This window comes from Methanocella sp. MCL-LM, from assembly GCF_049676595.1.
In the GTDB taxonomy this organism is placed as follows: domain Archaea; phylum Halobacteriota; class Methanocellia; order Methanocellales; family Methanocellaceae; genus Methanocella_A.
On the sequence record NZ_CP187259.1, the window covers coordinates 1,348,677 to 1,366,251 of the forward strand.

Below are 17,575 nucleotides of genomic sequence, written 5' to 3' on the forward strand. Positions count from 1 at the left end.
AGATCTAATTATTGAACCACGGCGGCACGACTCCTTATCCTGACTACTGGAGAGCAGGTGTTCTAACCACGGCGGCACGGCGGCACGGAGACCATTCGAGAAACGATAGCATGATGGTTAGTTGAACCACGGCGGCACGGCGGCACGGAGACAACCGTACCAGAATAGCAAGGCCCTCTTTTTAGATCCACGGCGGCACGGCGGGCTGACGGCACGGAGACCAATATGTTTCGATTCCCTCAGGCTATCGATCGATAGTCAGGCTAAAACCCTTGGGCAGTAATAGTATGGTTAATGCTCTGTCTTTGTGTCGCCGTGGACATAAAAAAGAGTTCACTTTTACCAGTTCACCACTGTCTCCGTGTCGCCGTGCCGCCGTGGTTCCAGTTACCACCGGCTTGTCGTGGATCGCCTTGTCTTTGTGTCGCCGTGCCGCCGTGGTTCAAACATCTGATTTCTTGTCATCAGGATAAAGAGCTGTGCCGCCGTGGTTCAATCATTAGATCTTGTTATCGTTTCTCACTAAGTCCCCGTGTCATTGTGCCGCCATGGTTTATCATTTCACGTTCTTCCTTCGAAAACCAAAATTTTAAGCTTGCACGAGCCATATTTAGTGAGCATTACCGGAGCTTTCCTCATGAAGGTCGACATGCATGTGCATACCAGCAAATCTGATGGCAGGGATAGCGTGCACAGCGTCATAGAGGCGGCGGAGGCGAAGGGGCTCGATCTGGTGGCAATCACCGACCACGGGCCGGGGCACGGTAGCGGCGTTACCGAAAAGATGGTACGGGAGACGAGAAAAGAGGTGGAGCTGCTCCAGCCGTCCTACCGGGTTAAAGTTCTCGTGGGCATCGAGGCGGAGATTCTCCCGACTGGCGAGGTCTACCTCGCCGACCGCGATGGTATGGATCTCGTTCTTGCCTCCTTTCACGGCGCACAATCCTGGGACCTTTACTATCACGCTGTGCTACGGGCAGTGCAGGACCAGAAAGTCGACGTGCTCGCCCACCACGCCTGGAGCGCCGGCGTGCAGTTCAGCCCCATCCAGGAATATGAGGAACAACTGGTAGAAGCGCTCCGGGATAACGATGTAGCTATCGAGATCAATTCCAAGCACTGCCTGCCTTCCTGGGACTTTCTGGCGAAGTGCAGGGATGCCGGGGTGAAGTACACCATCGGCAGCGACGCCCATAAAGTGGCTGACGTCGGCTCGGTGGCGTGGGCGAATAACACGGCCCGGCACATTTTCAAGAATGAAGGGCTGTTTTTGCCGTAGCTATCTGATCTGCAAGCCTGTTGCCGGACGAACTCAACACTTATCGGACGTGCTACCGCCCCTCTATTGCCTGATTTTGTCGGCGTACATCTATCGAGATATGGTTATTATTAGCCGGCGATATAAATGTGGGGTAAGGATGCGTTATCATGGACCCTAAATATGCAGCGGCAATAAAGGCTGGCGTCATCGCAGCCATAATCCTGATCCTGCTGACGCTCGCCGGCGATATTCTGGTCAACGTGATCGGCGGGCAGCAGTTTGTGGAAGAATCGATGCAGTGGCAGGAACAGTATGCAGATCCCGAGAACCTTCCGGAGGGGACGCCAGAGCTGCCGTCTACCGGCTTCATGGGTATCGGCCTCGGCTATCTGGCTATCCAGGGGTTGCAGTTGCTGACCTTTATCGGTGCGGGAGCGCTTGCGGCAAAGCTGGCGCCTTTTACGACGAAAGGTGAAGCAGCCCTCGTAGGCGCTATCGCAGGAGCCGTGGCAGAGCTCATTCACCGGCCGGTAGCCATTGTCCTGTCTATACTCTTCAGCTTCCTGACGGGGTATGATGGCTCCTCGATTCTCGGCTCCGTCATCGGCAATATCGTCTGCTGCCTGCCAGTAACGCTGATTATCGGCATCATCCTGGCGGTCATCGGGGCGCTGCTATACTCGCTGATCAAGAAGAAGCCCGTGATCAGACCCTGAATAGCTAAGCTGGCGCACGTAGGGACTGCTTGCGCCGGCTAAAACCGATATCTATTTATCCGATTTGTACTCTAGCCCTTTCATATTATCTAATTGAGGAAATTCCATGGGAGTTCTAGAGGTTGTACAAGAAGTGATAAACACCGTTAACGGCTGGGTCTGGGGCCCTGTAATGCTGGTCCTGCTGGTCGGTACCGGCCTGTTGCTGACCCTTCGGCTGAGAGGCTTGCAGTTCAGGGAACTGCCTCATGCGTTTGCCATGATGATCCACTCGGTCAAGACCAGGAAATCTGATCAGGAGGGCGACATCCCCTCGTTCCACGCGCTATGTACCGCCCTGTCGGCCACTGTCGGCACGGGTAACATTGCCGGTGTCGCTACTGCCATCGTGCTGGGCGGCCCGGGTGCGCTGTTCTGGATGTGGGTCACTGCTCTCGTAGGCATGGTGACCAAGTACTCTGAAGCAGTTCTTGCCGTGAAGTACAGGACTAAGAACGCTGACGGGACGATGTCCGGCGGCCCGATGTACTACATCGAGAAAGGGCTGAAGATGAAGTGGCTCGCCGTGCTGTTCGCGTTCTTCGGCATGATCGCAGCGTTTGGCATCGGGAGCATGGCGCAGGCTAACTCCGTTACAATGGCCATTACTTCACAGATCTCTGTCGGCGGCAGCATCGATGTGCCCGTCCTCGGCAGCATCAATCTGCTGAGCATCGTCATCGGTGTTATCCTGGTACTGGTGACTGCACTGGTCACCTTCGGCGGCATCAAGAGGATCGGCGAAGTCGCAGCGGTGCTGGTGCCCTTCATGGCCATTCTCTACATCACCGGCGGACTAATCGTGCTGGCACTGAACTTCTCGAAGATTCCGGATGCCCTCATGCTGGTCTTTACCTACGCTTTCTCGCCATATGCGGCAGTAGGCGGAGCAGCCGGCTACGCAGTCTCGCAGGCTGTGAGGTACGGTATGGCGAGAGGTGTCTTTTCCAACGAGGCAGGCCTGGGTAGCGCTCCCATCGCCTACGCTGCGGCAAAGACCAACAAGCCGGTCTACCAGGGCATGATAGCGATTACCGAAGTCTTCATCGACACGCTGATCATCTGCTCGATCACTGGCCTTGTCGTGCTGACCAGCGGCCTCTGGGACGACGGCACGCTCACCAGCTCGGGCCTGACGATTGCGGCTTTCGGCCAGAGCCTCGGCGGCGTTGGCCTGATTGTCGTCATCATCTCCGCCATCCTGTTCGGGTACTCGACCATCATCGGCTGGGCATACTACGGGGAACAGTGCTTCCACTACCTGTTCGGCAACAAGATGAAGAATGTCTACAAGGTCGCCTTCCTCGCAGCGGTGCTGTTCGGTTCCGTGACCAAGGTCGGCCTGGTGTGGGACATTTCCGACACGTTCAACGGCATGATGGCCATACCCAACCTGATTGCTCTGCTGGCGCTGAGCGGAGTCGTCGTCGCGGAGACGAAGAAGTACTTCGACGAGCGCAAAGCAGGCAAGAAGGGCGGTATCGTCGACAAGGCACCTGCATAAACGGGGGCTTTTGCCCCCTTTCTTTTTTATGATCAAGTAATCAGTCAGTTAGTCGAGCCCCGGAAGGACCTGGTGACCGGAGCTGCCGAGAAGAAGGTACAATAGTTCACCGAAAGCTTCATAAAATAGTTTTTATAAGAAGAAACTCTGACAATAGTAGGCAAACCGGCGCTCCCGGCGGCCGGCTTCTGAGTATTTCCGAAGCGTAAGCGCCGGGCCGGACTGTGCAGAAACGAGCCCGGACGCCGCAATCCTTAAGCTTGCGGGCGTCTATTCAAATTCTCACGGATGCCTGAGATGGCCGGTGATATCGATCTGCCGCAGGCTGAAGGCGCCGGCGAACCCGATGCTTGGTCCTGAACGGACAGGCGAGAAGCCGGGGTTGACTTTCGGCCAGTGCCGCAAGATCGTTTATGAGAGGAATACATTCATGGAATTCTGTCCTAAATGCAAGAGTATTATGAGGCCGGGCGGTGGCGGCATGGTGAAGTGCCGCAAGTGCGGCCACGAGAAGAAGGCTCAGGCCGGCAACATGATCGTCGGCGGCCCCGTCAAGGATCAGGAGCGGGAGATCACAGTACTGGATGACAAGCAGGACGCAGGCCTGCCCACTACGGAAGATGTCAAGTGCCCTGACTGCGGGAACCAGAAAGCTTACTGGTGGCTGCGCCAGCTGCGCAGCGCCGATGAAAGCGAAGTGCGCTTTTTCCGCTGCACCCAGTGCGGCAAGACCTGGCGTGAGTACAATTAGAGCAACGTGCAGACCTGCATCGGCAGGTCTGAAACCTGCTGATGCAGGTCTGGTATCAAAGCTTTTATTTATCTATAGGGATAACAACAGTTAGTAATAACCAAGGGCAAGGAATATAACATGTTCAAGGCGGCAATCAATGCAGAGGTCTTCAAGGACGCGATCGAGGCCGTATCGACTCTGGTCGACGAGGCCAAGTTCAGGATCACGAAGGACTCCATCTCCGCGCGCGCGGTTGATCCTGCCAACGTCGCCATGGTGGCATTCGACCTGAACGCGAAGGCGTTCGACACCTTCGAGGCTACCGATGGCGAGATAGGCATAGACCTGGTCCGGTTCATGGACATCCTCGGCATGACTGCCAGGGACGACCGGCTGGAGCTCAACCTCAACGAGGAGACTCGTAAGCTGGAGATTCGCACGGGGGGGCTTGCCTATACCCTGTCGCTGCTCGACCCCAGCTCCATCAGGAAAGAGCCGAAAGTACCGTCTCTCGAGCTGCCCGGAAAAATCGTGCTGAACGGCGCAGAGTTGAAGAGAGCTGTCAAGGCTGCGGAAAAAGTCTCGGACCACATGGCCCTGGGCGTGCAGGAAAAGACTTTCTATGTCGAGGCAGAGGGCGACCTGGACAAGGTGCGCCTCGAGATACCGGAATCGAGCCTCATTTCTCTGCAGGCTACGAGCAACGTACGGTCTTTGTTCTCGCTGGACTACCTGAACGACATCGTCAAGTCGCTGGGCAAGGCTGAGCAGGTCAACATCGACCTGGGCAGCGATTACCCGGTCAAGTTCACCTTCAGCATCGCCAGTGGTAACGGCACTGTCATCTACCTGCTGGCGCCGAGAATCGAGTCTGAGTAAAGAAATATACAGGGAAAGGCTCAAGTTTGTTCCGCAAACTTGACGCCAGTGTTTTTTTATCTTCTTTCAGCTTCTTTCCCCTTCTGGATCAGTTCCCTCACTCTCTGGCCGCCTTTTACCCCGCCCTTGTGCCCTATATCCTCGTAGAACTTGCGATCGTGGGACTTTGAGGTTGCCTGGCCACCCTTGCGGCCTGCCTCTTTTACGGACATGCCGCCTTTATCTGTCACTTCCATCCTCCTGGCCATATCATCACCAGAATCTCATCCGTAGTATATTGAAATTAAAATGACCCGTAGAAAAAACAAAACTTGGACCTGTTGGTCCTGAATGTGGACAGAACGCGAACACCAGCCGGAGCTCGGTGGTTTAATCCAGAGCGTCAAGGGCCGGCCGATTGCAGGCACTGGAATTGAAAACCCTTTTTTACACTCTCCCGGGAAACTTTTAAAAAGATTTTTACATATGGCCCGGCCATTATTACAGGAACAGCTTATGCTGCGATAGTCCGCAAGAGGAGCATCTGTCATGGACACGGTTGGTTTTGCCAAGTATCCGTTTACCCAGGAAGCGCTGTCCTACGTCAGGGACCGCAACTACTCTATGGCAGATATAGTCCAGAAGCCGGCTTATGGGCAGGTGCGGACCAGGGCTAAAAAAAGGGTCCTTACCTCTATTAAGGGTGAGGCTCAGGCAGACGATCTGCTGCCTGATCCGGAGCGGGAACTGCTCTCGTATCCGGTTGCCCGCATGCTGGTGGCGATGACCGAAGACCAGTACTTGATGAAACGGTTTGCCCTGTGGGAATCCAAGCGGGCATACACCTTGCTGCTGGGCGAAAGCGAGAGTGGCCTCCTGGATGTAGGCCGGGACTTCGGCATATCTGCCAGGACTAAAGACCGTGAGTTCATCATCCACTTCACCGACTATCTCCGGTATGCGGCCGGGCTGCGTAACCTGGAGTGGAAGCTGATCAACAGAAAGGTCGTATCTGGCATGGTCTACGTATCCCGGGAAGCTTTCGCCCGCCTGCTGGAAGAGGCGGTCAGAGATAAAATCCAGGCCAGCTTCGGGGCTAAGGTGCCGGCAGAAATTAAGTCCGTTCTCGAGCCTTATATGCTGGAGATCCGGGAAGCCCTCGATAAGCTCAAGAGCGAAAAAGGACTGGCTGGCGAGGGCGAAGTAACCCAGGACTCTTTCCCGCCGTGCATGAGGAACCTGCTGGCCGACCTGCAGAAGGGCATCAACCTGCCACACACGGCCCGGTTCGCATTGACATCCTTCCTCGCCAACATCGGCCTTGATAAGGATGCAATTATGGACCTGTACCGGCTGGCCCCCGACTTCCGGGAGGACCTCACCCACTACCAGGTACAACACATCACGGGCAGCAGCGGCACAGAGTATACCTGTCCCGGGTGCAAGACCATGATGACCTACGGCAACTGCATCGGCAAGAACAAGTTCTGCGAGTACGTCACCCATCCGCTGTCCTACTACCGCAAATCCCAGCGGCGGAGGGCGAAAGATGTGGCCGCTGCCCAGGCGTTCAAAGGAAGCAAGGATAAGGCTGTCAATGATACTGCCGCTGAGAACGTCCAGGTAGAGACTGGTAACTTGCCGGGTAATTGAAGCCTGTCGTGCTGAAGCCCCTGAGCCTGCGAACGTTGACGAAGACCGCGGTGTGTCATAGTCACAGATTGCCAGTATACTCGTGCCGGGAGTGTAACCGGTGGTCCGGTGTTACAGCCTTGTTTGGGCTATCGTGGGTAGCACGAAAACACTAAACTACTTTTTTAGAGGGACACTAAAACCCTAATACTCTAAGGTGCACGGCTAAAACACGAACTGCCCCAAGGCACTATCAATCGACAAAATGCACGAAGGGCACGGTCTAAAAACACGAACAAGTGCCGCGAATGCGCAAAGACACCAAACTAAAACACAGTTGAACAAGCAGTAGCCATCATTGACAGGCATCAGGAATATTGTGCGGCTGCATGGTAAAAGAAGTCACGGCAGAGGTAAGGCGAAATGGTTGTTTGTTTTAACTTGGTGTCTTAGTGATTTCGCGGAACTTGTTCGTGTTTTTAAACCGTGTATTGGTGTCCTTCGAGCTTTAACCGGTGCCTTCGTGCAATTCGTGATTTAGCCGTGAATCTTTGGGATTTCGGGCACTTTGTGTCCATCTAAAAACGATTTTCGTGTCTTTGTGCTACCCACGCAAATCCAAGCAAGGGCAGAGCACCGGGCAGTCCTGTAACCACAAGCCAAACAAGCGCGGGGATACTTGGAATCTGTGACTCTGGCACAGCGCAGCATTCACACTGTTGTCTCAAGCTGTTTTCATTTGTTGAAAATTACGTAATGTTTGTTAGGTGCAAGGAGCACGGTAGCCCGTGCCTCTGGCACCATATTCACCCTTGTTATACTTTTAGCCAAGCGGATCTTGGCCGATCTTCTGCGTCATCTTCTCGAGGACTTCCTTTCTCATACCCTCGACGAACTTGATCGAGCCCACCACGAGGTGGCCGCCGCCGTTGACGCCGCCGCCCTTGATTTCCTCGCGTAGTTCCCTGACCATCCTGGGGATGTTCATCAGTACGCCGCGGCTGCGGAGCACTGCGAAGTCGGGGCCGAAGCCCAGCGTAATGACGGGCTTGCCTTCGTTCTTCTTACACATGCGATCGTGGATCTCGCCGGTCATCTTGCCCGGGGGCGGGAAGGTGAACCTGTGGGCGAAGAGCTCCACGTCGATGGCGTGTAGTAAGGCGCCGTTAGGCAGGTCCATGACTTTCACGTGGGGCATGGAGGCGTCCATCTGGTCGTTGATCATCTTGTTGGCGTGCTCGGTGAGCAGGTCGACGAGCTCCCGGTGGCGCTTTGCGCTGCCGAAGTTGAGGATGTCGTTGACGATGCCTCTGCCGTCGTTGTACCTGAGCCAGAACTGCTCGAAGTCCAGGGCTAAAGCGATCTTTTTCAGTTCGTCCTCAGAGTACTTGTCCTTGACGAGCTCCAGGTATTTCGCCCTCTCCGGAGCTTCCGACCTGTCGCCTACTGCTGCCACTGCCGCGAGGTGCTTGATCTCCTCGGTGACGTCCGGGTTGATCATCCGGGCGAGCTCTGTGCCGAGCATGCCGGCGGTGATGCCGAAGTCCCCTCCGGCGTGGTACGGGTTGACGTGGCCCTTAAGGTATGGGTCTACGATGGCGTCCGGGTGGTGGTGGTCCACGACCAGGAGGTCGATGTCGTATACTTTGGTGTACCTGTACGCGTCGATGTCCTCTTCGGTAGAGCCGTTGTCCATCAGGACGATCAAGGGCATGCGCTGGCCGAACCTCTGGTTGTCTTCCAGGGCCATGACCAGGTCCTTGTTCACGTCTTCCAGCTCGTAGAACGGCGCCTTCGAGGGCGACCGGGAGAAGAAGTGGTGTTCGGCATCGGAGTCGCCCTGTTCTCTGATTAACGGCAGGCAGGCGCGCTCGACGGCTACGCCGGCGCAGATACCGTCGGCATCTGCGTGGTGCCTGATGATGATCGGCTCCGACTTGAGAATCGCTTTTCTGATGTGAAGGGCGACCTTCTCCATCTGAGGCCTGAGCTTCTCCAGCACTTCGCTCTGGACGAGGAAGTCCACGTGCGGAGGTGCTGCCCTCTTGTCGATGGCCTCTTCGATGACCTGCTTGATCTTCGCTGCATCGTCGCCGCCCAGCTTTTTCATGTCCAGCACTTCGAGCTGGAGGCCGTTGTTCCGCTTGGTGACTTCGCCGATGACCCTGACCATGTCTTCTAAGCCGACGTCCGGGAACGCCCTCGCTCCGGCTTCTACGAAGGCTGCGCAGGACACCGAGCTTTCCTCGTCTGCCACCGTGAAGATGGTGGGGCCGCTGGTCTGCTTGACCTGAACTACTTCGCCGCTGATACTGACCAGCTTGTTGACGAACTTTGCCACGTCGGAGGACTTAGTCCTCGGGAGATTCTTCTCCACCTCGACGACCTGGAAAGAAGTCACTTTGTGCGGTAAAAGATCGAAGTTACCGTTCGGCTTGATGGAGTTGATCTTGACGATGACGTCTTCGCCCGGCACATAAGGCCGGTGGACGTTGCTCGAGTGGATGAGGCCCTTGGTCTGATCGTTCAGGTTCACAAAGACGCCGAAATCGGCGAGGTTCGCTACTTTGCCGAAGTACGCCTTGCCGACCTCGAGGTCCGATACGTCGCATGCCGGAGTCAGCTTGTAGACCGGGTGAACGCTCTTGCAGTTTTCACACACTGTCTGCCCGGGCAGGGCCGGCTTACCGCAGATGTCGCAGTCCGCGAGCTTACCAGTGCCTGCACAGTCCTTGCACTTCTCCCTCTCCTGGAATTTGCCGCTTCCCTTACACTTGGGGCAGAAGCCGCCGAGCATGCCCTTGAGGTCCTTCTCGGACATCTGCATGAGGTTCATGCTCTTGACCTTACCCTGGCCGCCGCAGGCAGGACAGGTCTGCTCTCCTTTGATGACATAGCCCTTTCCCTGGCATGTCGGACATTCAGTACTCATGATAATAACCTTATAAATTTGCTCGCAGCGAACACCTTGAGGATTTAATATATATTTTCCCCTCAAATATTGCCGCCGCAGGCCGTACGCCGTACGCTACGTGATCTGCTCCCGATAGAAAGAGCTGGGTTGCGCAGGCAGTACACTATGAAGCCTCTGGCTATATAAAGATGTTGAGAAAAGGTGAGCGGGCGAGGCTCCTCCCGGAGCCTAAAGGCGCCTACTAGCGCCGCTCACTCGTAAGCCATGTGGCTGAAGTAGGTGTACACTTCCTCAGTGGGGTACTTGATCGCCTGCGCGAGGATCAGGCCGGTCTCCGTATCGTAGGTGATGTGGAACTCTGCTCCGGTGCCCGGTATGCTGGAGGCCAGTGTCGTCGCCTGGTAAGTCTTCCCATTCAGCTCGTAAGGCATGGTTGCGACTAGTGTGTAAGGCTCACCGTTTGTGCCAGTGACCGATCCAGCAGGATTTGCGGGGTTGATCCAGAACCTGTAATCGTGGGTGCCTCCGTCATATGCCGTCCACTGCGCAGTGATCGGTTCCAGCCCGGTGTTCGGGATGGTGACCGAGGTGGTACCGGAGAACGCGTTGCCGTCGACGGAATCTACTTTGTACTTCCAGACCGTCTGGACGGGACTGTTGTACTGGCCGTCCTTGACGAATGCTGAATAGCCATCGTAGTACACCGTAAGCCCTGGCTTAATCCAGTCAGGCGTGGCTGGCTGCCATTGTGTTTCGTCGTAACCCGGGATATAGTCGCCGTAGCCGTCGCCGCCGTCGCCGCCAACACCGTTGCCGTAATCTGGCTGCTGCGCCCCGTAGCCGCCAGGGTTGTTTTCCCGTGCCAGCAGGCAGCAGCAGCCGCAGAGTATCAGCGAGATCAGGACGATCGATAAAGCGAGCAATTTAATTTTCATCGGGAACCACCTTGATACTGCTTTGTAATCGGCAAACATAAGCGTTTTTATTTCAATTGTGAAATTAATTTATGCTGACCGGGTCGTGATAACCGGTTGTCGGTTGCTGTATATCCGCACGGATTCGAGAAACCTATTAACTCCTACGGATCAATCCTTTTATGGTGATATGTCATGGCAGTAATTTCGGGACCTGAAAGAGAGGTGCTGATGTACCTTAAATCCTCGCTGCACCACAACAAGTTCGACGGCGTGAAAGCGAGCGAGATCGCCAACAATATCGATAAGCCAGTCCAGGACGTGATCGCAGCCTGCGAGACGCTCGAGCAAAAAGACCTCGCCGCCATAGAAAAGCGGGAGATGAGCGGCGGCAAGGCCACAGACCTGGAGATCCACATCAAAGAGCACGGCCTGGACTTCCTGAGGAAAGAGAAAGGCATACCCATCTAAACCTTTACTACAATACTTTTTTGATTAATAAAAAACGCTTTTATGGTAATCTTCATTATTAATTAGAGCAATAGCTAGGCCGGGTAGGTATTGTGGACAGTAGCGAACCACGCGGTAACCAGCCGTTTTGGCAGCCCGGTAAGGCCGTTAACAAGAAGGGTTCCCGGAGCGCTCTGGTAATTCTGACTTTGATCATACTGCTGATAGGTGTCCTTAGCGCCCTTATTTTACTGCTCTTTGCATGTGTCATCACCTCGGGCAATCCCGGCGCTAAGGGTGGAATATTTACGGTTCCCTGGCTCAATCCGGCCACCTCTCCAGAGCCTTACTCTGTATACCTTACTACTGAAGGCGGCATCCTGCGGAAAATCGACCCGCAGACTGATCGTATTTTGACAAACGTAACCCTGGGCAGCGGCTCAGGTGCTATCGTCGCAAACCCGGATGATGGGCGGCTGTATGTCTGTAATGGCAATAACGTGACAGTGATCGATACCGCGGATGACTCGATCGTGAAAAACCTGACCTTTGATATGGGCGCATGCTGGGCCGAGCTAAGCCCGGACGGGTCTCGCTTGTTCGTCAACTACTGCGGCCACGATGCGCCGGGTAACGTCGCAATTGTGGATACGACAAACTACGAGGTCATCGGAACCGTCTACGATGTACCATTCTCCTGGGGTATGGCGGTCAGCCCCGACGGTAAATACCTGTACATGAGCGACTACTGGGATAACCGGCTCACCGTAATCGACACGAAAAAGGCAAGCATCGTAAAATCTATCAGCTGCGGCCTGGCCGGGGGTAACGCAGCCGACGTGGCAGTAAGCCCTGACGGAAAGACGGTGTACGTGAGCATCTGGTCTGCAAACTACCTGGCAATAATCAATACCGATACCATGTCACGGGAAGATACGGTGAACATGCAGGGCCGGTCATCCTCCGGCGTGGTCGTAAGCCCTGACGGTCGGTACGTTTATCTCAGCTGTTGCGATGCCAACAGCCTGCTCATCATCGATGCAGACACCGGCAGGATAGAAGACCGGATCACGGTTGGAAAGTGCCCCAGACACGTCATGCTTACGCCTGACGGAAGGTACCTGTACATCTTGTCGGAAGACGCTCCGATCGTGAAATTTGACACGCAGTCGAGGATGATCGAATCCCGGATGGGCATCAGGGGAAGCAACGCCGCCTTTCCCGCGGGGCAATAGCCTCGCAGGAAATTGGTTTTCTCATAGTACAACCGTAAGAGGTACATAATTCGGCCGATAATTTTATAAGAGATGAAAGGCACTGTTATGCTGCAATTATCAATGGGGCCTGTGGTCTAGCTGGCTATGACGTCGCCTTCACACGGCGGAGGTCAGGGGTTCGAATCCCTTCGGGCCCATTAAGATTTTTGAGGGGCTCCCGGGGAACTTTCTAAAAAAGTTCCCCTGGGTCTCGACACCGTATCATGCTCGAAGAGCACTTTTTAAGCGATGTTTTTGAGGGGTGGCGAGGGGGGCTTTTTACAAAAAGCCCCCCTAACACTCGGTTATTATAAGGCTTACTTTTTATCCCGCGATAGCACTATAAAAATTATACACGCTACTGCTATTACTACCTCAAATCCCGATGCTGTATCATATCCAGGCGGTGCATCGCTTTCCACTTTTATCCGGGTTACATTAACGTATTGTATGCCAGATGCATCGACATACCTGAACGAGTTTCCCGGCGGAAAGTATTGCTTATGATCCGGGTAATAGAATCTAAGTTCACAATAGTCTGCACTGGCCGTCACGTTAACGAACTCGAAACTACCGTTGTTATCTGTAACAGTTGTCCTAATTACCGAAGTATCTCTCTCAGCTGTGACGTTAACGGATTCGACACTGCCATTGCTACTGGGGAGGGTAGCAAAGACAGATCCATTTGGATAATAGCTATGGTGAGTATACTTAGTTAGCGAAGGGGCTGATAATGTGATCGTGGTGCCCGGTATCGGGGTACAATTTTCCTCTGTTACCGTACCATGGATAGAGAAAGTATTACTCACAGCATTAGCGTTAAAAGGAATCAGAATCGCGATGTACAATAGAATAAGTAATATAGCTAATAATTTGTTCATGTGATGCTTTTTGTTTATCACTGATATTATATGAAGCTAATTAAGCAATTAGCAGTTATTTTTATGCTTCTATCATCCTCGCGGCATAACATATTTCTATTCCCTCGCGAGTGCCGGCTTCTCGCCCATAAATAAAGAAAAGAAATTTCTCTCAGCCCTACTCTTCTTCCCTATACTGGTACTTGCTGCAATCCTGTGCCTTGCACTTCCCGCACTCATCCCCGTTCTCGCAGGGCTCCATGTGGATGATGACGCTGGCCCGGGGGAACCTCTTCTTGAGGTCTTCCTCGATGTGGTCGGCCAGGCCGTGAGCCTGCTCGATGGTCAGCTCTCTGGAGACCACCAGGTGCAGGTCAATGAACCTGTCCGAGCCCGATTTTCTCGTCCGCAGCTCGTGGAAGCCCACGTACTGCTTAGAGTGGTCTTCGATGATCTGGCAAATCTCTTTTTCCTCAGCCTCGGGTAGCTTGACGTCCATCAGGTCTTTGACTGATTTGATCAGTAATTCCACCGCTGCCTTCAGGATGAAGAGCGCCACCAGGATGGCGAATATGGGGTCAAGTATCGTGATTCCAGTAAGCTTGATCGCGACCAGCCCGGCGAAGATGCCCAGCGACGTCAGCACGTCAGTCCGCAGGTGCCAGGCGTCTGCCTCGAGCGCGATGCTTTCGGTGCGCTTTGCGGTCTTCATGAGCCTCTGGGAAACGTAGAGGTTCACTATGGCTGAAATGAGCATGACTGCGATACCCAGGCTGACGTCCTCGAGGACGACTCCGTGAAGGATCTTCTCGTATGCCTCGTAGATGATCAGGCCTGCGGCGACGAAGATCAGGAGCGCTTCGATGGTGCCGGAGATGTTCTCCAGCTTGCCGTGCCCGAACGCGTGCTCCCGGTCTGGCGGCTTGCTCGAGTTGCGTACAGAAAAATATGCGATGACTGCCGCTATAAGGTCGATGCCCGAGTGAATAGCTTCGGATATCACGCTCACCGAACCGATCATGAAGCCTACTATCAGCTTCAGGATGACCAGTGACAGGTTCGACACTATCGACAGGCGGGCGATGCTCGTTTTTTCTTTATTCAGCTGATCAATACTACTATTGGCCATCGTTTCTCACGGTTATAGGTAAACTTCGCGATACGCCGTGCTACTATTTAGGGATGTCGGATGCTGCTCAAACCCTCTTCCACCGCAGAAAATTAACCCCGTTAAGTGAGAAGTGAGTTCCCGGCAATGGTAATTCTTATAAACGGAGAGGGCGTAATACAATTAAATTGAGTGGAGATATCAGGGAATGATCGAAGAGCTTGGCATCAAAGACATGACCGTGAGCGAGTTTCTGAACGACCTCATGGACCTCAAAGGCTACACCAGCATCATCTGCCCGCTGACCGAAGAATACCTGGCTGACCACAACCGGACGCTGTTCTACGACGGCGACCTCCTGGAGTACCAGGTCGGCACGAACCGGATCGTCAAAGTGACGGTCGATGGCGAGCAGCTTCAGGTCAGGAAGGACGGGGTCGAGTACACCGGCGCTAAAGCCCGGGCGCTGTTCAGCGGAGACCGGGAGTTCAAAGCCTGGAAGAGGACCTGCGACGGGGAAAAGAACGAGCTGATCAAAGATGCCTGTGCATCAGTCCAGATCTTCCACGTGAACTACGTTTACGCGCTCAAAGAGCTGCAGCTTCCGAAGGAGCTCACCTTCTGCACCGTCAGAGAGATGATGTCCTTCGTCATATCCAGAGAATTCGAGGCAATAGGCGCCCGCTACATGCCCTACAAGGACGCCTAAGTTAACCTGCCTACCACCAGGCTCTTAACATACAGGGTCATGGCCCTGTATCCTTCTTTTCCAGCGATTGCACTCCTGCCCATTGTACCAGATATGCCCCCGGCATATGGCGGGTGATAAACTATTTCTACTTACAGCTGGCTCTACCCCAAACAATGGATTTCGTGCTAATTCTGGGACTATTCGCAGGAGCGCTGACTACCGGAAGTACTATTCCCCAGATCCACAAGATCCTCAAGACCAAATCCGCCGTAGACATCTCCACCCTCTTTTTCCTCTTCATGGGCTGCGGCATGCTGCTCTGGCTGATCTACGGCATCCTCCGGTCGGACCTGATCATCATCCTGTGGAATAGCCTCAGCCTCAGCCTGTGCTTCATCATACTGGGGCTAAAAAAAGTTTATCCATAACTTTGCTTATAAAACGCAAAGCGATCGCTGCGCTGTGCGGGCTTCTGATTACTATAGTACTATCTACCATGTTGTCTCTGTGCTCGTGAACGTTCGTATTGCTATCTCACCGCGGAGTAAACCGGCTGATATCAGACGTCCCCGCAACTGCTTCGATGGCGGCCAGGCTGTCCATCATGTTGTGGAACTTCTGGTCTTTCATCAGCCCTTCTTCCTCGCCGCGCATGATCGCCTGGATGTTCATGATCTCGTCGTTGGTCGCGAAATCGTACAGCGCCGGGAACAGGATTGTCTCTTCCACAGCGGCATGGGACCTGTACATGACGATGAATGACATGCACAGCCTCACGATCTCGTTCATCTCCCCGATGGTGTCGACGCCGCCGGCCTCGGTCAGATCGATGACTCTGTCAATGATTGCCCGGCCCTTATCGTGCTGCAGCCTCAACGTTCTCAGCAGATCAGCATGCCGGCCGGATGTCTCGATCTTCGGGAAGATCAGCCGTTCCTCGTCTACCATATGATGCTCAGAACCTACTCTCTTCATGAGCATGGCTGCCCTGTGAAGCGGCCGCAGGTCCATGTTTTCGCCGTTAGCGATGCTCGCTATCATGCTCTCGATCGAGATCATCAGCCGCTCCATGAGCGCGTGTTCTCGGGACAGCATCTCCGTCGGCGAGGTCATCACCGACTCTTCCCCGAACCTGCCCGGAGTCTCCTGCGGCGCGATCTGGACCATGTTACAGATAAAAGGCAAAACCCATCCGTGTACGCTGTTAATCTTCGTAATAACCATCCCTGATCGGCGAGTACGGCGTCAGTTGCCAATAACGTCACCCGCGTTCAGAGTCGTCCACATTACCGGCCATGCACTTTTTTCACGGGTACCCGGACGCTCTTAAAATATGGGGGGTACCAGAGGTATCCGTGCTCCCGCAGCGGATCGACATACCGGACAGTATCTCCGTCGTGTTCCTCCGTTACCGCATACGAGTGGTAACGCATTCGTCGAAGCTCCGGGCTCTCGCTTTCCGGCTGCAAACCGGGTGAACGCCCGCGATATTTCTCGTACCTCACGTTTTCACCCGGCCCTTTAACCAGGTCGTACTTATGAACACTGATGGCGTCGGAGGTTTCCGATATGGCCAGCCAGCTTACCGGTATGAAGCCGGGTATTGTCCTGCCGTCGACCCGGCGGTCGACGTATACCTTCAGCGAGGCACACGTGAGGATGACGGCGGTGAAAAACAGGGCGTATGGCCATGATTCGGCAATGTCGGCCACGCCGGCCATGATCAGCAACAAGTAGCTCACGCTCGCTATCGTCAGAAAAATGCTCGGCCCTGCCATGATGCCCAGCGTAAACTTGCGGTCGGTGAGCGGATAAAGCAAAGGTATGCCCGGGTAGGCCAGATAATCCAGGATTATGTGGGATAGCACTCCCGCGACGGCTGTTCCGATCGTCAGAGCCGGGTTGATCGCCCCGTATGCCGGGAGCGCCACGGGAACCAGAACAAGCCCTGCTATGGCAGACAGGACTGCTATTGCTACAGCCCCTGCTATGCTATGAGTTATGCCGCCGTGGGTGAAGATGTAAAGCCGCGGATATCTGTCCGAAAACCGCTGGAAAACTACGTCGATGTCCGGGATGACCGCTCCCAGCACCGCAAACGGGACAAGGTCATGCCGGCCGGCAGCGGCAAAAACGACTGATATCGCCAGGGCATGGGTCAGGCTGTCCACGTGATCAATTTCAGTGCCGGGTGATAAATATGTTACCTGTGGATGCCAGCCGCAAAGCCGGGCGTTAACGTAAGATCAGGCAACCGGGCCCTCCCGGGTGCCCGGGCGTGGCATTGTAATCCGGACATCCCGGGCATCCCGGGCATCCGAGGTTAAGGGCGTAGCAGCCTGGCTCACCCGGGTTCACTATCGGGTTATCCGGGCACCCGGGGCATCCCGGGCAGCCCAAAGCATAGGCTGTTCCGCCGGTCCAGGATGGTACATATGGCCCGTACGTGTAGCCCTGACATGTCTGAGCTGCCGCAGGCAACGCCAGTACGATCAGCAGTAGGGTAATCATGATTGCTGTTGTAGCTGTTTTCAATTCTGATCCCGAATGAGACTTCATGTGGCACCTGCATAATTCGATTTGAAGTTATGAGCGGACCCGAATTCCGGGGTAATCTCAGGGTTCGTATTTAATAAAAG

General features: G+C 54.5%; 17 protein-coding genes and 1 tRNA gene. 11 read left to right on the forward strand and 7 right to left on the reverse strand.

Features of this window, described 5'->3' with window-relative positions; translation table 11 throughout:
* Nucleotides 1–637 precede the first annotated feature (637 nt).
* The 5 genes from ACPLPM_RS06700 to ACPLPM_RS06720 all read left to right on the forward strand — a co-directional run bounded on the left by ACPLPM_RS06700 (nt 638) and on the right by ACPLPM_RS06720 (nt 5,132).
* Nucleotides 638–1,279 carry a PHP domain-containing protein gene (locus ACPLPM_RS06700; protein WP_424359468.1) on the forward strand — a complete coding sequence of 214 codons (642 nt, stop codon included), beginning with the start codon at nt 638–640 and terminating at the stop codon, nt 1,277–1,279.
* A gap of 149 nt (nt 1,280–1,428) precedes the next feature.
* Complete coding sequence (locus tag ACPLPM_RS06705; protein ID WP_424359469.1) at nt 1,429–1,977, forward strand: hypothetical protein; 549 nt, start codon at nt 1,429–1,431, stop codon at nt 1,975–1,977.
* A 106-nt stretch (nt 1,978–2,083) separates the two neighbouring features.
* Nucleotides 2,084–3,520, forward strand: a complete 1,437-nt coding sequence (locus tag ACPLPM_RS06710; protein ID WP_424359470.1) for an alanine/glycine:cation symporter family protein — start codon at nt 2,084–2,086, stop codon at nt 3,518–3,520.
* Nucleotides 3,521–3,950: 430 nt separating this feature from the next.
* On the forward strand, nt 3,951–4,271 hold the full coding sequence (locus tag ACPLPM_RS06715) for a transcription factor S (RefSeq protein ID WP_424360045.1): 321 nt from the start codon (nt 3,951–3,953) through the stop codon (nt 4,269–4,271).
* Nucleotides 4,272–4,391: 120 nt separating this feature from the next.
* Nucleotides 4,392–5,132 carry a DNA polymerase sliding clamp gene (locus tag ACPLPM_RS06720; RefSeq protein ID WP_424359471.1) on the forward strand — a complete coding sequence of 247 codons (741 nt, stop codon included), beginning with the start codon at nt 4,392–4,394 and terminating at the stop codon, nt 5,130–5,132.
* A gap of 56 nt (nt 5,133–5,188) precedes the next feature.
* Here the strand turns inward: ACPLPM_RS06720 and ACPLPM_RS06725 are convergent, their stop codons facing one another.
* The gene (locus ACPLPM_RS06725; protein ID WP_424359472.1) at nt 5,189–5,380 is read right to left on the reverse strand and encodes an Em GEA1 (EM1); all 192 of its coding nucleotides are present in this window, start codon (nt 5,378–5,380) and stop codon (nt 5,189–5,191) included.
* Between the two features lie 280 nt (nt 5,381–5,660).
* On the opposite strand from ACPLPM_RS06725, the gene priL reads away from it, so the two are divergent.
* A complete protein-coding gene (gene priL / locus ACPLPM_RS06730) occupies nt 5,661–6,764 on the forward strand; it encodes a DNA primase regulatory subunit PriL (protein ID WP_424359473.1) in 1,104 nt (367 codons plus the stop codon).
* An 802-nt stretch (nt 6,765–7,566) separates the two neighbouring features.
* Here the strand turns inward: priL and ACPLPM_RS06735 are convergent.
* Nucleotides 7,567–9,675: an OB-fold nucleic acid binding domain-containing protein gene (locus tag ACPLPM_RS06735; RefSeq protein ID WP_424359474.1), complete on the reverse strand. Its 2,109-nt coding sequence runs from the start codon at nt 9,673–9,675 to the stop codon at nt 7,567–7,569.
* A 233-nt stretch (nt 9,676–9,908) separates the two neighbouring features.
* The gene (locus tag ACPLPM_RS06740) at nt 9,909–10,592 is read right to left on the reverse strand and encodes a hypothetical protein (protein WP_424359475.1); all 684 of its coding nucleotides are present in this window, start codon (nt 10,590–10,592) and stop codon (nt 9,909–9,911) included.
* A 174-nt stretch (nt 10,593–10,766) separates the two neighbouring features.
* Here ACPLPM_RS06740 and ACPLPM_RS06745 point away from each other — a divergent pair, with 174 nt between their 5' ends.
* From ACPLPM_RS06745 to ACPLPM_RS06755, 3 genes are all read left to right on the forward strand, one after another.
* A complete protein-coding gene (locus ACPLPM_RS06745; RefSeq protein WP_424359476.1) occupies nt 10,767–11,042 on the forward strand; it encodes a hypothetical protein in 276 nt (91 codons plus the stop codon).
* Nucleotides 11,043–11,230: 188 nt separating this feature from the next.
* Nucleotides 11,231–12,256: a YncE family protein gene (locus tag ACPLPM_RS06750; protein WP_424359477.1), complete on the forward strand. Its 1,026-nt coding sequence runs from the start codon at nt 11,231–11,233 to the stop codon at nt 12,254–12,256.
* 105 nt (nt 12,257–12,361) lie between these two features.
* Nucleotides 12,362–12,435, forward strand: a tRNA-Val gene (locus tag ACPLPM_RS06755).
* A gap of 880 nt (nt 12,436–13,315) precedes the next feature.
* Here ACPLPM_RS06755 and ACPLPM_RS06760 read toward each other — a convergent pair.
* Complete coding sequence (locus ACPLPM_RS06760) at nt 13,316–14,266, reverse strand: cation diffusion facilitator family transporter (protein ID WP_424359478.1); 951 nt, start codon at nt 14,264–14,266, stop codon at nt 13,316–13,318.
* A gap of 187 nt (nt 14,267–14,453) precedes the next feature.
* Between ACPLPM_RS06760 and ACPLPM_RS06765 the strand changes: the two genes are divergently transcribed.
* On the forward strand, nt 14,454–14,954 hold the full coding sequence (locus ACPLPM_RS06765) for a hypothetical protein (RefSeq protein ID WP_424359479.1): 501 nt from the start codon (nt 14,454–14,456) through the stop codon (nt 14,952–14,954).
* Nucleotides 14,955–15,109: 155 nt separating this feature from the next.
* A complete protein-coding gene (locus tag ACPLPM_RS06770; protein ID WP_424359480.1) occupies nt 15,110–15,364 on the forward strand; it encodes a SemiSWEET family sugar transporter in 255 nt (84 codons plus the stop codon).
* A gap of 106 nt (nt 15,365–15,470) precedes the next feature.
* Here the strand turns inward: ACPLPM_RS06770 and ACPLPM_RS06775 are convergent, their stop codons facing one another.
* The 3 genes from ACPLPM_RS06775 to ACPLPM_RS06785 all read right to left on the reverse strand — a co-directional run bounded on the left by ACPLPM_RS06775 (nt 15,471) and on the right by ACPLPM_RS06785 (nt 17,447).
* Entirely contained in the window at nt 15,471–16,103 is a 633-nt protein-coding gene (locus tag ACPLPM_RS06775) for a hemerythrin domain-containing protein (protein ID WP_424359481.1), read from the reverse strand.
* Nucleotides 16,104–16,222: 119 nt separating this feature from the next.
* Nucleotides 16,223–17,107: a metal-dependent hydrolase gene (locus ACPLPM_RS06780; protein ID WP_424359482.1), complete on the reverse strand. Its 885-nt coding sequence runs from the start codon at nt 17,105–17,107 to the stop codon at nt 16,223–16,225.
* Between the two features lie 64 nt (nt 17,108–17,171).
* Entirely contained in the window at nt 17,172–17,447 is a 276-nt protein-coding gene (locus ACPLPM_RS06785) for a hypothetical protein (protein ID WP_424359483.1), read from the reverse strand.
* Nucleotides 17,448–17,575 lie beyond the last annotated feature (128 nt).

Coding starts and splice junctions, on each gene's coding strand:
- ACPLPM_RS06700 (WP_424359468.1), top strand. CDS start 638: ATGAAGGTCGACATGCATGTGCATACCAGCAAATCTGATGGCAGGGAT.
- ACPLPM_RS06705 (WP_424359469.1), top strand. CDS start 1,429: ATGGACCCTAAATATGCAGCGGCAATAAAGGCTGGCGTCATCGCAGCC.
- ACPLPM_RS06710 (WP_424359470.1), top strand. CDS start 2,084: ATGGGAGTTCTAGAGGTTGTACAAGAAGTGATAAACACCGTTAACGGC.
- ACPLPM_RS06715 (WP_424360045.1), top strand. CDS start 3,951: ATGGAATTCTGTCCTAAATGCAAGAGTATTATGAGGCCGGGCGGTGGC.
- ACPLPM_RS06720 (WP_424359471.1), top strand. CDS start 4,392: ATGTTCAAGGCGGCAATCAATGCAGAGGTCTTCAAGGACGCGATCGAG.
- ACPLPM_RS06725 (WP_424359472.1), bottom strand. CDS start 5,380: ATGGCCAGGAGGATGGAAGTGACAGATAAAGGCGGCATGTCCGTAAAA.
- priL (WP_424359473.1), top strand. CDS start 5,661: ATGGACACGGTTGGTTTTGCCAAGTATCCGTTTACCCAGGAAGCGCTG.
- ACPLPM_RS06735 (WP_424359474.1), bottom strand. CDS start 9,675: ATGAGTACTGAATGTCCGACATGCCAGGGAAAGGGCTATGTCATCAAA.
- ACPLPM_RS06740 (WP_424359475.1), bottom strand. CDS start 10,592: ATGAAAATTAAATTGCTCGCTTTATCGATCGTCCTGATCTCGCTGATA.
- ACPLPM_RS06745 (WP_424359476.1), top strand. CDS start 10,767: ATGGCAGTAATTTCGGGACCTGAAAGAGAGGTGCTGATGTACCTTAAA.
- ACPLPM_RS06760 (WP_424359478.1), bottom strand. CDS start 14,266: ATGGCCAATAGTAGTATTGATCAGCTGAATAAAGAAAAAACGAGCATC.
- ACPLPM_RS06765 (WP_424359479.1), top strand. CDS start 14,454: ATGATCGAAGAGCTTGGCATCAAAGACATGACCGTGAGCGAGTTTCTG.
- ACPLPM_RS06770 (WP_424359480.1), top strand. CDS start 15,110: ATGGATTTCGTGCTAATTCTGGGACTATTCGCAGGAGCGCTGACTACC.
- ACPLPM_RS06775 (WP_424359481.1), bottom strand. CDS start 16,103: ATGGTCCAGATCGCGCCGCAGGAGACTCCGGGCAGGTTCGGGGAAGAG.
- ACPLPM_RS06785 (WP_424359483.1), bottom strand. CDS start 17,447: ATGATTACCCTACTGCTGATCGTACTGGCGTTGCCTGCGGCAGCTCAG.